Annotated in this window: 12 protein-coding genes; 1 reads left to right on the top strand and 11 read right to left on the bottom strand. The window is 69.5% G+C overall.

Annotated features, from left to right (window positions below; all coding sequences use genetic code 11):
- Positions 1-18: 18 nt before the first annotated feature.
- The 4 genes from H9658_RS00990 to H9658_RS00975 form a co-directional block, all read right to left on the bottom strand.
- Positions 19-3,189, bottom strand: coding sequence for an efflux RND transporter permease subunit (locus H9658_RS00990; RefSeq protein ID WP_191824044.1), 3,171 nt, complete (start codon positions 3,187-3,189; stop codon positions 19-21).
- A gap of 162 nt (positions 3,190-3,351) precedes the next feature.
- Entirely contained in the window at positions 3,352-4,545 is a 1,194-nt protein-coding gene (locus H9658_RS00985; RefSeq protein WP_191824263.1) for an efflux RND transporter periplasmic adaptor subunit, read from the bottom strand.
- An 11-nt stretch (positions 4,546-4,556) separates the two neighbouring features.
- Positions 4,557-5,405 carry an SDR family oxidoreductase gene (locus H9658_RS00980; RefSeq protein ID WP_191824043.1) on the bottom strand — a complete coding sequence of 283 codons (849 nt, stop codon included), beginning with the start codon at positions 5,403-5,405 and terminating at the stop codon, positions 4,557-4,559.
- Positions 5,402-5,626 carry a hypothetical protein gene (locus H9658_RS00975; RefSeq protein ID WP_191824042.1) on the bottom strand — a complete coding sequence of 75 codons (225 nt, stop codon included), beginning with the start codon at positions 5,624-5,626 and terminating at the stop codon, positions 5,402-5,404. Before H9658_RS00975 ends, H9658_RS00980 begins: the two co-directional genes overlap by 4 nt.
- A gap of 129 nt (positions 5,627-5,755) precedes the next feature.
- On the opposite strand from H9658_RS00975, the gene H9658_RS00970 reads away from it, so the two are divergent.
- Positions 5,756-6,847, top strand: a complete 1,092-nt coding sequence (locus tag H9658_RS00970; RefSeq protein WP_191824041.1) for a LysR family transcriptional regulator — start codon at positions 5,756-5,758, stop codon at positions 6,845-6,847.
- A gap of 153 nt (positions 6,848-7,000) precedes the next feature.
- On the opposite strand, the gene H9658_RS00965 is transcribed toward H9658_RS00970, so the two are convergent.
- The 7 genes from H9658_RS00965 to H9658_RS00935 form a co-directional block, all read right to left on the bottom strand.
- The gene (locus H9658_RS00965; protein ID WP_185816158.1) at positions 7,001-7,699 is read right to left on the bottom strand and encodes an OmpA family protein; all 699 of its coding nucleotides are present in this window, start codon (positions 7,697-7,699) and stop codon (positions 7,001-7,003) included.
- A gap of 106 nt (positions 7,700-7,805) precedes the next feature.
- Positions 7,806-9,260, bottom strand: coding sequence for a WS/DGAT/MGAT family O-acyltransferase (locus H9658_RS00960; protein WP_179565193.1), 1,455 nt, complete (start codon positions 9,258-9,260; stop codon positions 7,806-7,808).
- A gap of 123 nt (positions 9,261-9,383) precedes the next feature.
- On the bottom strand, positions 9,384-10,805 hold the full coding sequence (locus H9658_RS00955; protein WP_191824040.1) for a cryptochrome/photolyase family protein: 1,422 nt from the start codon (positions 10,803-10,805) through the stop codon (positions 9,384-9,386).
- A 102-nt stretch (positions 10,806-10,907) separates the two neighbouring features.
- Entirely contained in the window at positions 10,908-12,065 is a 1,158-nt protein-coding gene (locus H9658_RS00950; RefSeq protein WP_191824039.1) for an HD domain-containing phosphohydrolase, read from the bottom strand.
- Positions 12,062-13,168 (bottom strand): HDOD domain-containing protein, encoded by a 1,107-nt coding sequence (locus tag H9658_RS00945; RefSeq protein WP_191824038.1) that lies wholly within the window; start codon positions 13,166-13,168, stop codon positions 12,062-12,064. Before H9658_RS00945 ends, H9658_RS00950 begins: the two co-directional genes overlap by 4 nt.
- Positions 13,169-13,171: 3 nt before the next feature.
- Positions 13,172-14,305 (bottom strand): sensor histidine kinase, encoded by a 1,134-nt coding sequence (locus H9658_RS00940; RefSeq protein WP_191824037.1) that lies wholly within the window; start codon positions 14,303-14,305, stop codon positions 13,172-13,174.
- A 2-nt stretch (positions 14,306-14,307) separates the two neighbouring features.
- A complete protein-coding gene (locus H9658_RS00935) occupies positions 14,308-15,417 on the bottom strand; it encodes an FIST N-terminal domain-containing protein (RefSeq protein ID WP_179565203.1) in 1,110 nt (369 codons plus the stop codon).
- Positions 15,418-15,517: the final 100 nt, after the last annotated feature.

Genomic DNA, 15,517 nt, shown 5'->3' with positions numbered 1-15,517 from the left:
AAAGGGGGAATGAAAGGATCAAGCGTGGATCGGCGCATCGGCGTGCGGCGGCGCATGCGACACCAGCGGACGCCCGGACAGCTTGCGCAGGGCGACGTAGAACACCGGGGTCAGGAACAGGCCGAACAGGGTCACGCCGAGCATGCCGGCGAACACGGTGATGCCGGTGGCCGAGCGCACTTCCGCGCCGGCGCCATGCGAGAACACCAGCGGCACGGTGCCGGCGATGAACGCGATCGAGGTCATCACGATCGGACGCAGACGCAGGCGGCAGGCCTGCAGCGCCGATTCCACGATGCCCTTGCCCTGCAGCTCCAGTTCGCGGGCGAACTCGACGATCAGGATCGCGTTCTTGCACGCCAGGCCCATCAGCACCACCAGGCCGACCTGCACGAACACGTTGTTGTCGCCGCCGGTCAACCACACCCCGAACAGCGCCGACAGCAGCGTCATCGGCACGATCAGGATCACCGCCAGCGGCAGCGTCCAGCTTTCGTACAGCGCGGCGAGCACCAGGAACGCCAGCATCACCGCCAGCGGGAACACCACCATCGCCGCATTGCCCTGGCTCGCCTGCTGATAGCTCAGGTCGGTCCATTCGATCTCCATGCCGTTGGGCAGCACCTGCTTGGCGATCTGGGTGATCTTGGCCATCGCTTCGGCCGAGGACAGCATGCGCGCATCCGCCTCGCCGGCCAGATCGGCCGCCGGATAGCCGTTGTAGCGCAACACCGGATCCGGACCGAAGCTCTGCTTGATCGTCACCATCGAGCCGATCGGCACCATTTCGCCGGCGGCGTTGCGGGTGCGCAACCGCGCGATGTCCTCCACGTTCTCGCGGAACGGCGCGTCGGCCTGGGCGATCACCTGCCAGGTGCGGCCGAACTGGTTGAAGTCGTTGACGTAGGCCGAGCCCAGGTAGGTCTGCAAGGTATCGAACAGATCGGTCAGGGCCACGCCCTGCGCTTTGGCCTTGACCCGGTCGACCTCGGCATCCAGCTGCGGCACGTTGGCCTGGTAGGTGCCGATCGGGAAGCTCATGCCCGGGGTCTGCGCCACCGCGCCCTGCATCGTGCTGACCGCATTCTGCAGCGCGCCGTAGCCCAGGTTGGCGCGGTCCTCGATGAACAGCTGATAGCCGTTGCCGTTGCCCAGGCCGAGGATCGGCGGCGGCATGAACGCGAACGCCATGCCTTCGCCCAACTGCGAGATGCGCTGGTTGATTTCGGCGTTGATCTCCAACGCGCTGCGATGGCGCTTGGCGAACGGCTTCAAGGTCAGGAACACCACGCCGGTATTGGGCGTATTGGTGAACTGCAACGCGTTCAAACCGGGGAAGGAGATCGAGTGCTCGACGCCCTCGGTCTGCATGGCGATGGTGGTGACCTTGCGCAGCAACGCATCGGTGCGTTCCAGCGAGGCGCCTTCGGGCAGCTTCACGCCGGCGATCAGGTACATCTTGTCCTGGGTCGGGATGAAGCCGGCCGGCACCGCCTTGAACATTACGCCGGTGACCAGCAGCAGGCCGAGATAGACCACGAACACCACGCCACGCCTGCCGAGGATGCGCGACACGCTGCCCTGGTAGCGCTCGGAGCTGCGGTTGAAGAAACGGTTGAACGGACGGAACAGCCAGCCGCCGAACAGGCGGTCCATCAGCCGCGACGGGCCGTCCTTGGGCGCGTCGTGCGCACGCAGCAGGCGCGCGGCCAGCGCCGGCGACAGGGTCAGCGAGTTGATCGCCGAGATCACCGTGGAGATGGCGATGGTCACCGCGAACTGCTTGTAGAACTGGCCGGTCACGCCGGACAGGAACGCCATCGGCACGAACACCGCGCACAGCACCAGCGCGATCGCCACGATCGGGCCGGACACCTCGCGCATCGCCTGGTGGGCGGCGGCCAGCGGGGCCAGCCCTTCCTCGATGTTGCGTTCCACGTTCTCCACCACCACGATCGCATCGTCGACGACGATGCCGATCGCCAGCACCAGGCCGAACAGGGTCAGCGTGTTGATCGAGAAACCCAGCACGTACAGCGCGGCGAAGGTACCCACCACCGACACCGGGACCGCGATCAACGGAATGATCGAGGCGCGCCAGGTCTGCAGGAACAGGATCACCACCAGCACCACCAGCAGCACCGCTTCCAGCAAGGTGTGGACCACGGCGGTGATCGAGTCGCGTACGAAGATCGTGGTGTCGTAGACCGCCTCGTACTTGACGTCCTCCGGGAACTGCTTGGTGAGCTCGTCCATCTTGGCGATCACCTGGTCGCGGATCTGCAGCGCGTTCGCGCCCGGCGCCTGGAAGATGCCGATGCCGACCGCGTTCTTGCCGTCCAGCTGCGAGCGCAGGGTGTAGTCGCCGGCGCCCAGCTCCAGGCGCGCGACGTCGCCCAGGCGCACGGTTTCGCCATCGGCGCCGACCTTGAGCACGATGTCGCCGAACTCCTTTTCGCTGCGCAGGCGGCCCTGCGCGTTGATCAGGGTCAGGAACTTGCTGTCGGGCATCGGCTCGGCGCCGAGCTGGCCGGCCGAGACCTGCACGTTCTGCTCGCGCATCGCCGCGACCACGTCGCCGGCGGTGAGCCCACGCGCGGCCACCCGCTCCGGGTCCAGCCAGGCGCGCATGGCGTAGTCGCCGCCGCCGAACACCTGCGCATCGCCCACGCCCTGGATCCGCGCCAGCGCATCCTTGACGTGCAGGCGCGCGTAGTTGCGCAGGTACAGGCTGTCGTACTTGCCCTTGGGCGAGGTCAGGTGCACCACCATCAGGAAGGTCGGCGACTGCTTCTGCGTGGTCACGCCCTGCCGGCGCACGTCCTCGGGCAGGCGCGCCTGCGCCTGTGCGACGCGGTTCTGCACCTTGACCGCGGCGTCGTCCGGGTCGGTTCCCGGGCGGAAGGTCACGGTCATCTGCAGCACGCCGTCGGAGCCGGCCACCGACTTGATGTACATCATGTTCTCGACGCCGTTGATCGCTTCCTCCAGCGGCGTGGACACGGTCTCGGCGATGACCTTGGGGTTGGCGCCCGGATACACCGTGCGCACTACCACCGACGGCGGTACCACTTCGGGGTATTCGCCGATGGGCAGCATCGGGATCGCGATCAGTCCCGCGGCGAAGATGACGATCGACAGCACGGCCGCGAAGATCGGCCGGTCGATGAAGAATCTGGAAAAGTCCATGGGTGGTGGTCCTGGAAACTAAGGTGAAACGGATGGCCGAACAGGAAGGCAGGCAAAGCGGCGGCGACGCCGGGCCACGACGGTGGCCCGGCCGGCAAGCACCGGCCGCCAGCGCGGCCGGTCTACGACGCTGTGCGCGCCTCCGGCGTCAGTCGGAAGCGATCAGTCGAGCGCGACGGCCTTGCGTGCGGCCGCCGGCGACGCCGTGGCCAGGGCCACCGGCTTGGCCTGCACCGGCATGCCCGGCATGAACACTTTCTGCACCCCGTCGACGATGACGCGGTCGCCGGGGTTGAGCCCGCCGAGCACGATGCGCAAACCTTCGGCGCTGCGTCCCAGCTGCACGTCGCGACGCTGCGCCTTGCCGTCCTTGTCGACGACATAGACATACTTGCGATCCTGGTCGGTCAGCACCGACCTGTCGTCGATCAGCAGCGCGTTGAAGCGGCCGCTGCCGAGCAGGCGCACGCGGGCGAACAGGCCCGGGGTGAAGCTGCGATCGGCGTTGTCGAGCACGGCGCGCACGCGGATGGTGCCGGTGCTGCGGGTGATCTGGTTATCGAGGAAATCGACCTTGCCCGCGTGCGGGAACCCGTCCTCGCCGACCAGGCCGACCTGCACCGGCAACTGCCCGTCGCGCTCGCTGGGCCGCTCGCCCTTGCGCGCCATCTGCGCATAGCGCAGGAAGGTGCCTTCGTCGGCATCGAAATACACATGCACCTTGTCCAGCGACACCAGCGTGGTCAGCACGCTGGCGCTGTCGCCGGCGCTGACCAGATTGCCGGCGGTGACCAGGGCGCGGCCGGCGTGGCCGTCGATCGGCGCGCGGACCTGGGTCCACTCCAGATTCAGGCGCGCGGTATCCACCGCGGCCTGCGCGGCGAGCACGTCGGCATCGGCCTGTTCGGCGGCGGCGTGGCGCTGCTCCCAGGTCTCGGTGGAGATCGCCTGCTGGTCGGACAGCTTCTTGGCGCGCGACGCCTCGCTGCCGCTGAGCTTGGACTGGGTCCGCGCCCGCGCCAGTTCGGCGTTGGCGCGCGCCAGTTCGGCGCGGTAGCTGCGCGCGTCGATGGTGAACAGCACATCGCCCTTCTTCACCTCCTGCCCTTCGACGTAGTTGACCTTGTCGATGTAGCCGGACACGCGCGGGCGCAGGTCGACGTGTTCGACCGCCTCGACGCGGCCGCTGAACTCGTCCCACTGGCTGATTTCCTTCTGCAGCGCTGGCGCCACGCCGACCGCCGGCGGCGGCGGCGCGCCCTGCTGTTCGGCCTTGCCGCCGCAGGCGGCCAGGGCCGCGGCCAGCAGCGCGATGGCCAGCGGGCGCAGGGCACGCGATGGGGAATGGAACGACATCGGAATCGGGTTCATGGAGAAACCTCGTGAGTGGAAGGAGAAAAATGCGGTGCGGTCATCAACGAGGTGCGTGGATGCGCGTAGTGGTGTTTGTCGATGTCGACGATGGCCTGGCCCGGCACGCCGGCGTCGGCGAGCAGCGCCACCGCGGCGCGGCCCACGCTGAGCGTGGTGAACCATTCCGGGCAGTCGTCGGCGCCGGCTTCGCTGCGGCAGACCGGATGGGTCAGCGACAGCAGTTGCACGCGCACGCCCAGCGGCTTGGCTTCTTCGTGCAGGACCTGGGCGAGCATGCGGATCGAGGCCGCGGCCACCGAGCTTTCGCCATGCCCGGCCCAGGCGCGCAACGCGCACGGGCTGCCTAGCAGGATGTAGCGGCCGCCGCGCTCGGCCTGCGCCAGCAGCGGCAGCAGGTGCCGGGCGGCGGCCAGATGCGGCAGCAGGTCGGCTTCCATGCGCCGGCGCAGCGCGGTCACCGGCTGGTCCAGCAGGCGCCCGCAGCGCAGCGGGCTGCCGAGGCTGGCGACCACCCCGGCCAGCGGCCGCGGCCGCTGCGCCCCGGCCCCCGCCCGGGCGGGGGGGGGGGCGGCCGCGGCGGGCCACCCCCCCGCCCCGCGCCCGCGGCCGCGGCGCACGGCCGCCGCCAGGGCGGCGGCGGTGGCATCGTTGGCGACCGAGCCCTGCAGCACGTCCAACGCCGGTTCGTCGCTGTAGCGATCGCGCAAGGCGCGCAACCGGCCGCGGTCGCGCGCCACGGCCACGACCGGACTGCCGGCTTCGAGCAAGGCGCGGACCACGCCCAGACCGATGTTACCGGTGCCGCCGAGCACCAGCACCTCCGGGTCCAGCGTCCCGCTCACGGGACTTTTACTCCCGCAAACGGGACAATCGCGATCCGACCGAGTCGGCCGCTGCCGCGCTGGCCGAGCTGCATCGAACTGCCGGCCTGGCTGCGCGGCGGCGGGGTGAATTCACGAAATGCCTTGAGGTAACCGGTTTCCAGCGTGTCGATGGGCGTACCATCGACTCGATTCGGGCGACGGACGCCTGCGAGAAACTGGAACAGAGTGCGCAACAGCATGAGCAAATGGCCTGGGTGGCGGCGAATGCGTACAAATTAGGCGCCAAAGCCGCACTTGATTAGTCCGAATTAAGGGGAATAATCGTCCCGTCACCGGTCCAATCGTCTCCACCCCCTCAGGAACCCGCCATGACCCACGATCTGAACGACACCCTGATCTTCGTCAAGGTGGTCGAGCAAGGCAGCTTCATCGCCGCGGCCAATGCGCTCGGCCTGCCCAAGACCACCGTCAGCAGAAAGGTGCAGGATCTGGAGGCGCGCCTGGGCGCGCGCCTGCTGCACCGGACCACGCGCCGCCTCGGCCTGACCGAGGCCGGCGCGGTCTATCACGAACATTGCCAGCGCATCGCCCGCGAACTGGAGGAAGCCGAGAGCGCGGTCGGGCAGCTGCAGGCCGGCCCGCGCGGCTGGCTGCGCTTCAGCGTGCCCTACTCCGCCGGCATTTCCTGGGTGGCGCCGATCCTGGGCGAATTCCACAAGCAGCATCCGGAAGTGCGCCTGGAAATGGTCATGACCAGCGACAAGGTCGATCCGATCGCCGAAGGCGTGGACGTGGCCCTGCACATGGGCGCGCTGCTGGACTCGACCATGGTCGCGCGCAAGCTGGCCACCTTCCGCACCCAGGTGTTCGCCAGCCCCAACTACATCGAGCGCCACGGCGAGCCGCTGCATCCGGACGACCTGCAACACCACCGCACGCTGGCGCTGAGCAATGGCCGCAACGGCAACAACCGGCTCAGCTGGCCGCTGCGCAACGGCAAGCAGAGCGGCGACTTCGCGATCCAGCCGATCCTGGTCGCCAACGACTCGGCCGCGCTGATCGGCGGGCTGGTCTGCGGCGAAGGCCTGGTGCTGGCCAGCGACGCGACGATCAAGCCGCTGATCGAGGCCGGCAAGGCGCGCCGCGTGCTCGGCGGCTGGGTCGGCCCGGACCTGGATTTCAACGCGGTGTTTCCCGGCGGGCGCATGCTGTCGCCGAAGGTCCGCGCCTTCGTCGATTTCCTGGTCGACAAGCTCAACTTCGACGTCAACTACATGCTGGCGCAGTGCCCGGCCAAGCTGGCCACGCAACACGCCGACAGCGGCGCCGAGTTCACCCTGTGCAGCGGCGTGGCGATGAATACCCAGACCCTGGCGTTGCCGCAGTTGGTCGAACTGCCATCGCTGGAAGAGGCGGAGGCGGAACCGGCGCAGGAGCTGGAGGAAGAAGCGCTGGTCTGAGCAGGCAGGCGGGCGGCGACCGCGGCCGCTGGCCCCGGTCCTGCGCGCGGCGATCCCGGGGCGACCTCGGCACACGCCGGCGCGCCGGTGGCGCACAACGCGAAACGGGCCGCATCCGCGGCCCGTTCGCATTTCCGGCTTGGTGGACGCCGCTCAGGAACGCAGCGGCACCACGCGGATCTCGACCCGGCGGTTCTGCGCGCGGCCGGCCTCGGTGCTGTTGTCGGCGATCGGGTACTTCTTGCCCGCACCCAGCGTCTCGATGCGTTCGCGCTGCACGCCCTGCGCGGTCAGGTACGCGGCCACCGAGGCGGCACGCTGCTCGGACAGGCGCTGGTTGACCGCATCGCTGCCGATGCTGTCGGTGTGCCCGACCACTTCGATCATGGTCTGGTTGTATTCGCCCAGGGTCGAGGCCACGCCGTTGAGCGCCGAATAGAACTGCGGCTTCAGCGTGGACTGGTTGAAGTCGAAGGTGATGCCGTCGGGCAGGTTCAGGGTGATGTTGTCGCCGTCGCGGCGCACGTCGATGCCGGTGTTGGCGGTGCGCTCGCGCAGCGCGCGCTCCTGGCGATCCTGGTAGTTGCCGATCGCCGCGCCGCTGAGCGCGCCGATCCCGGCGCCGATCATCGCGTGCTGGCGGCGCTCGGTGGCGCTGCTGCCGCTGAGCAGGCCGGCGGCGACGCCGACCGCGGTGCCGATCAGCGCGCCGCGGCCGGTGCGGTTGTTCTGCTGTTCGGTCGGATTGCCGTATTGGTCGCGCTGCACGTAGGAACCGCCGGTGGCGCAGGCGGACAACAGCAGCGCGCTGGCCAGCGCCACGGACATGCCTTGAATGACGGTGCGTTTCATCGCGCTCTCTCCCACATCTGGATTGAAGTGGGAGCAAGCATAAACAAGCGCCTGCGAGACGGGCATGAACGCCGCGCGGGTCGCGCTGCGCCCGCATGCGCCCTGTTCAGGAAACCGGCAGCAGCGCGTCCGCATCCGCTGCGCGCAGCGGATGCTCCCAGTCGCCCATCAGCGCCAGGTACAGCAGCTTCTCGAATTCGGCGCCGATCCGGCGCATCACCGCATCCGGGTCGGGAATCAGCCGCGCGTCGCCGATCAGGCCGAAGTGCACGCGGTGGTTGTAGCTCATGATCGACACGCCGACCCCGATCGAACCGGTCTGCGGCACCCAGAACATCATCTCGCGCACGCGGCTGCCGGCCAGATACAGCGGCTGCTGCGGTCCCGGCACGTTGGTCGCCACGGTGGTCGCCTTGCGGCTGAACAGGTCCAGCGCCAGCGACTGCAGCGCCGCCGGCGCCATGCCCACCGCGGCCAGCAGCCCGAACACCACCATCGCCTGCCGCGATTGCTTGAGCTGCTGCATCGATTCGGCCACGCGCTGCACGCGCCGCACCGGATTGGCCTCGCCGACCGGCAGGTCCAGGAACACCAGCCCGAAATGGTTGCCGAGCTTGCGCGCGTGTTCCAGCGGGCGCAGGTTGACCGGCACGGTGGCGCGCAGGGTCACCCCGTCCAACTGCTCGCCGCGCTCGAGCATGTAATCGCGCAGGGCGCCGGCCATCGTCGCCATCAGCACGTCGTTGACCGTGCAGTCGCAGGCGCGGCCGACCGCCTTCACTTCGTCCAGGTCCAGCGGCGCGGCCCAGGCCACCCGCTTGCTGACCCCCAGACGCCCACGCAGCAGCGTCGGCGGATCGTCGGACAGCAGCAACGCATTGGCCAGTTCGCGGCCGATCAGGCCGCCTTCCTTGGCCAGCATCTGCGCCAGGTTCGGGTCCTGGTACATCTCGCGGCCCTTGTCGAGCATGCGCCCGCCCAGTTTCAGGTAGCGGTCGATGGCGCCGACCCGGCGCACCACTTCCTTGCCGTCGTCCTTCAGCCAGGCGCGGCCCAACTGCGCCGATGGTTCCGGCACGCGCTGCATGTCGGTCAGCGACAGCAGCACCTGCACCAGGGCGATGCCGTCGGCGTAGCTGTGGTGGATGCGCGCGACCAGCGCCGAGCCGCCTTCATAGCGTTCGATCAGATGGAACTGCCACAGCGGCTTGGTCTTGTCCAAGGGCGTGGACGCCATCTGCCCGGCGAAGCGTTCCAGCGCCTTCTTGCCGCCGCGTCCGGGCAGGGCCGACAGGCGCACGTGCCAGTCCAGGTCGAAGTCGTCGTCGTGTTGCCAGTAGGCGCCGGTCGCGGTGTCCACCGGCTTTTGCTGGAAGCGCGGAAACGACAGGAAGCGTTTGCGCACCAACTGCTTGAACTGCGACAGCGACAGCGCCTCGTCGAGCATCAGCACGCCGGTGATCATCATCGGATTGGTCGGCCGCTCCATCCGCAACCAGGCGGTATCCACGCGCGACATCGGTTCGCGCCGCGGCTTGCGGCGGGCTGTGCTGGTGGCCATGCATGCTCCTGTGCCTGGCCGGAGTGAATCATGGCGCGGCGAAGGGCGTCAATCGCGGCGCCCTGCCCCGCGCTGCCGCGGTTCACGCCGCAGCGCAGCACGCGCGCACCGCATTCGCCCGCGTCAGCCGCCGCCGGTCTCGCGGTAGGCGGCCAGCGCGGCGTCGCGTCCGGCGGCCAGGTCCACGATCGGCTGCCGCGGATAGTGCGGCGCGCTGGCGGCCAGGCGCTGCGGCGACAGCCACGGCGCGAAGCGCTCGGCCACCGGCAGCGCCGCCAGCTCCGGCACCCAGCGCGCGATATAGCGGCCCTGCGGATCGAACTTCTGCGCCTGCGTCACCGGATTGAACACGCGGAAGTACGGCGCGGCGTCGGCGCCGGTGCCCGCCACCCACTGCCAGCCGAGCGTGTTGTTGGCCAGGTCGGCATCGACCAGCGTGTCCCAGAACCAGCGCGCGCCTTCGGACCAATGCACGCGCAAGTGCTTGCACAGGTAGCTGGCGACGATCATCCGCACCCGGTTGTGCATCCAGCCGGTATGCCACAGTTCGCGCAGGCCGGCGTCGACGATCGGCACGCCGGTGCGGCCGCGCTGCCAGGCCTGCAGTTGCGCCGGATCCGGCGTGGCCCAGCGGAACCGGGCGAAGCGCGGATTGAGGTTGTGCTCGGGTGTGGCCGGGAAATGGTGCAGCAGGTGATGGGCGAAGTCGCGCCAGCCCAGCTGGCGGATGTAGCCGTCGATCGCCGCGCCGGTGGCGGCGCTGCGCTCGTTTTCCAGTGCCGCGACGATCCGCCACGGCGCGATCTCGCCGAAATGCAGGTGCGGCGACAGGCGCGAGGTGCCGACCTGGTCGGGACGGTCGCGGCCGGCGACGTAGCCGCGCAGGGCGCCGTCGACGAACACCTCCAGCGCCTCGTGCGCGCCCGCTTCGCCCGGTCGCCATAGCTCCCAGAAACCGCGGTCCCAGCCCAGCGCCGGCGCCAGTCCCAGTTGTTCCAGCGGCAGGCTGTGCAGTGCCGGCGGCGGTGGCGGCAGCGTCTTCGGCGCGGGCAAGAGCGCCGGCACCTGCCAATGGCTCAGCGCGCTGCGCCAGAACGGCGTGAACACCTTGTACGGCCCGCCCTGCTGGGTCGCCAGCTGCCACGGCTCGAACAGCAGCGCACCGTTGTGGCTGTGCACCTCCAGGCCCTGCTGGCGCAGTTCGCGCTTGAGCCGGGCGTCGCGCGGCTGCGTGGCCGGTTCGTAGCGGTGGTTCCAGTACACCGCGACCGCGCCGCATTCGGCGATCAGCTCGCGCAGCACGGTCTCGGCCGGACCCTGGCGCAGGATCAGCCGCGATCCGCACGATTGCAGTTGCGCGTCGAGCGCGGCCAGCGAGCGCTGCAGCCAGCTCAGCGAGGCCGTGCCGGCGGCCCAGGCGCCCTCGTCGCCGGGACTGTGCACGTACACCGGCACCGGCGTGTGCCCGGCGGCCAGCGCCGCATGCAACGCGGGTTGATCGTGCAGGCGCAGGTCGCGCCGGAACCAGACGATGGCGTAGCTCATGCGCAGGACGGGCCGGAAAAGGACGCGCAAGGATACGCGGGGCCGGCGCGCAGCCGGCGTGAGCGCGCGCGGCGCCGGCGCGGGTGCCGGCTGGCGCGCTGGCTAGGCCGCGACCGGCGCGCCGGACTGTTCCTGGTTGCCGTAGCTGACCAGCAGCGGCTCGACGATGGCGCCGGCCGCCTGCAGATTGCGCAAGGCCAGGACCGAGGTGAGGCTCAGTTCGCTGCCGTGCGCCAGCAGCATCATGCCGCGCTTGGACACCACGTCCTGCTCCAGGCGCCAGCCCGGCACCAGATCGCAGACCTTGGCCTTGCGGATGCCGCTGCGGGTATTGAGCTGCAGGTCGGCGAGCGCGTCGATCAGGCCGCGCGGCAGCGGCGGCTCGACCTTGCGCAGCTCCTGTACCGCGTGCGCCAACGGCAGCTTGCGCGCCAGCCCGCGCACCAGCAGCAGCGAGGCGCGCAGCAGCTGCGCGCCGCGGACCACGTCCGGCGAGGCGTCGGCCGGCGGCGGCAGCGCCTGGTAGCGCACGATCTCTGCCACCGCCTGCATGCGCGGGATCGCCGTCAGCAGCCGGTACGCGACCAGCGGATGGCCGTCGATCAGTTTCTGCTCTTCCTCGGACAGTTCGTCGCCGGCGATCTCGCGCTGCACGATGTCGCCCGGCACGCTGACGCAGCCGATGTGGCTCAACGCCGCGGCCACTTCCACCATCCAGCGGTTGGGCCACGGCAGCTTGGCGGTGACGTGGCTGACGCAGGCCTGCAGTTGCGCCGAGCGCTGGAACGCCCACGGCGCGACCATCGACAGCACCTCGGTGAGCATGCGCGTGGTGCCGGCCAGCGTGGTTTCCAGCAGCTCGCGTTCCAGCAGCGTGGCGCGATGCAGCGCCACCGCCTGTTCCAGCGCGGCGACCAGTTCCTCGGTCGGGCACGGCTTGCACAGGAAGCGGAAGATCGCGCCCTGGTTAATCGCGGCGATCGCCGAGGTCGCATCGGCCTGCCCGGTCAGCAGCAGGCGCACGCTGTCCGGCGCGCGCGCGCGCGCCGCGGCCAGGAACGCGGCGCCGTCCATGCCCGGCATGCGCATATCTGACACGATCGCCGCGAACGGCGGGCCGGCGGCGATCGCGGCCAGTCCGGCCTCGCCGCCATTGGCGGTGACCACGTCGAACTGGCCGAACAGGTTGCGCTCCAGCGCCGCCAGCAGATTGGGTTCGTCGTCCACGCACAGGATGCGCGGCAGTTCCGGCTCGCTCATGACACGACCTCCGCTTCGCGAATCTGCGCGCACGCCGCCTGCCACTGCGGCAGCTGCGCGGCCACGCCCATCGCCTGCAGGTACTCCATATCAGGCGCCTGGCCTTGGGCCAGCGCCACCGCCACATGCACCACGCCGATCGCATCGAACTGGCGATGCTCGACCCGGCGCGGCGCGCGGTGATGGGCGACCGCCTCGACGATCGCCCCGGGCAGGCCCCACACGCCGAGCAGGTAGGCGCCGATCTCCGCATGCGACGGGAAGCCGCGCCCGTGCGGATCGGCATCGCGGCACAGGCGCTCGACGTCCGGCAGCAACGCGCCGACGTTGGCCAGCAGCGCCGCGGTCGTGACCACGTCCTCGGCGACGTGGCCCTTGCCGACCACCGCCGCCAGCCGCGACGCGCGCACCGCATCGGTGCGGATCGCGTCGGCCGAGTCGCCGGCGTCGCTGTGGAACACCTCGCTGGCCAGCACCAGCGTACGCAGCAGACCGATGCCGATGCGGTTGACCGCGTCCTTGATCTCGGCCACGCGATGGCCGTTGCCGAAGAACGCGCAATTGGCCAGCTGCAGCACCTTGGCCGCCAGCGCCGGGTCGCCTTCCACCACCGCGGCCACCTGCGCCACGCCGGCAGCGGGGTCGCCGAGCAGGCGGTTGAGCCGCGCGAACATGCGCGGTGCCGACGGCAACCCGCCGATGCGTCCGGCCACCGCCTGCACCGCCGGATCGTCTAGCAGCACCTGCAGCGCCACGGCGCGGTCGATCGCTTCGATCAGCGCATCGCCCTCGCAGGGCTTGGCCAGGAACTGATGGGCCACGTCCAGCGAACGCAGCGCCGCTTCCTGTTCGGTATGCCCGGACAGGATGATGCGGATGGTGCGTGGGCAACTGTCGCGCACCTGGCGCAGCAATTCGGCGCCGTCCATCATCGGCATGCGCATGTCCGAGACCACCACGTCGGCCGGTTGCGCCCGCAGCGCGACCAGCGCCTCGGCGCCGCTGCCGGCGAAGGCCACGTCCCAATCGCGGTCGGCCATGAACATGGTGCGCTCGAGGCCGGCCAGCACCTGCTTCTCGTCGTCGACGAACAGCACGCGCATCGTTCAGCCCGCCACGGCGTTCAACGGCAGCCGCACCACGAACGTGGTGCCGCGCTGGTCCGCCGGCGGTTCGAAGAAGATCCGTCCCTGGTGCTTTTCCACCACCGCCGAATAGGCGATCGCCAGGCCCTGGCCGGTGCCCTTGCCGACCGGCTTGGTGGTGAAGAACGGATCGAACACCTTGGTCCGGATCGCCTCGGGAATGCCCGGACCGTCGTCGCTGACGCACAGGTCCACGTGGCTGTCGCCGGCACGCCGCAGGATGATGCGGATCCGGCCCTGCTCGCGCTCGCCCGGCACCAGCGTGTCGCCGATCGCATGCGCTGCGTTGACCACCAGGTTCAGCAACACCTGGCCGATCTCGTCGCGCAGGCACGGCACCATTGGCACGTCCGCGGCGAAATCGGTCTCGATCTCGGCCACGTACTTCCATTCGTTGCGGGCGACGGTGATGGTGGTGGCGACCAGCTCGCGCAGGTCGACCGGTTCCTTCTCGCCGGCCGAGGGATGCGAGAAGGTCTTCATCGCACTGACGATCTTGGTGATGCGGTCCAGCCCTTCCAGCGACTGCTGCAAGGCCTCGGGGGTCTGCTTGCGCAGGTACTGGAACTTGGACGAGGTCACCTGCGCGTCAAGCGCGGCCACCAGCTCCGGCGCCACGCCCTGCGCACGCGCCGCATCGACGATAGCGAAGGTCATGTCGAACACGTGGTCGAGGATCTGCTTGGCCTTGCACACGAAGGCCAGGTTGTCGCGCACGTACTGCGCCGGCGTGTTGATCTCGTGGGCGATGCCGGCGGCGAGCTGGCCGATCGACTCCATCTTCTGCGCCTGCAGCAGCGCGACCTGGGCCTTGCCGAGGTCGGCCAGGGCATGCTCCAGCTCCTGCCGCTCGCGGCTCAGCTCCTGCGTCTTCAGCGCCACCACCTTGCCCAGCGCGATGTTCTGCTGCAGCGTCGCCAGCGGCGAGGCCGCCGCATCGTCGCGCGCGGTGACCCGCTTCTTCAACACGGCGATCACCTTGTCGCGCGCGGCCAGTTGCCGGCGCAACTCGGCGATCAACGCCGTCTCGCCGCTCTCCAGCGGCGCGGTTGCGGCATGCGCCAGGATCGGGACCGTCGCTGCATCTGCGGACATGCTCATCTCCCGATCGCCACGCCGGTAAAGGTCTGGTTGACGTGCAAGCCGTTGAACTGCTCGCCGTAGGTGGAGAAACCGAACACGCCTTGCTGCGCCATGAACGCGCCGACCTGCTGCTGCATCTGCGACTGGCCGAACTCCAGGCGGCGCAGGATGCAATCGCAACCGATCACCAGCGCCGGGTCGGATATCGTCTCGTGCACTTCGGCAAAGGCCTGCTGCAGCGTTTCCATCACGTCCACCGCCTGGCCGACCGACACCACCATGCCCTCTTCCACCGCGCAGTAGCAGGTCATCGACAAGTCCTCGTTGACGCGCAGGATCGAACGCACGTAGGGCTCGCCGCTCAAGGTCAGCAGCAGCGGATAGGTCGAGAACACCTTCGGCTCCAGTTCTTCCAGCGGCACGCCGATCGCCTGCGCGTAGGCCAGCGCGGCCGGCTCGCCATTGATCTCGCGGATCAGGCGCCGCGCCGGATCGGCGTCGGTGACCACCAGTTCGATCTCGCTGGCGACGAAGTGCTGCAGCTTGAACACCACGAACGGGTGCCGCGAATGGAACAGGGTCAGCACCGCCGCATCGGCCAGGAAGCGGCCGTCGTAGTAGACCAGGGTGCGCTCGAAACGCAGATTGTCGCCGGCCGAGCCGCCGAGCAGCGGCACGTCGCCGATCATCCGGTACAGCGCCGCCGCCAGGTATTCCTCGCAGGTGGACAGTCCGTCGACCAGCAGCAGCGAGAAGCACTGCCCGGCCTTGTCGGCCGTCGCCGCCTGCACCGTCTCGGCCACCACCGCGACCTGCGCCTGCAGGTCGCTCAGCGGCGCGATCAGCAGCGGCTGCGCCTGCAGCACGCCGCCGCGCAGGCCGGCGACCAGGATGCCGTTGCTCTGGAAGCCGTGCTCGCCGATCTGGCCGGCAGCGGTGCAGCCGATCACCGGGCAGTCGAAGCCGGCCTTGATCGCCGGCCCCAACGCGTCCAGATCGTATTCGGCATCGCAGAACAGCAGCACGGCGTCCAGCGGCGCGGCGCCCAGTTGCGCGCGCAACGCGGCGACCGCAGCGACGGCATCGCGGTCGGCGGTTTCCGCATGGGTGACGGTCAACGGCATGGGCGGGATCCAGGAAGGGTTCCCTCCGGGTATCGACCATCACGGATTGAGGTTGAGCGCGGTCAAAGCGCTCTGTGACAGAAGTATCGCTGTGCCCGGA

Origin of the sequence: Xanthomonas bonasiae (assembly GCF_014836395.1) — a bacterium.
Lineage (GTDB): Bacteria > Pseudomonadota > Gammaproteobacteria > Xanthomonadales > Xanthomonadaceae > Xanthomonas_A > Xanthomonas_A bonasiae.
Note: the sequence above shows the minus strand (reverse complement) of the source record. Positions and strands in the feature narration are given on the sequence as shown.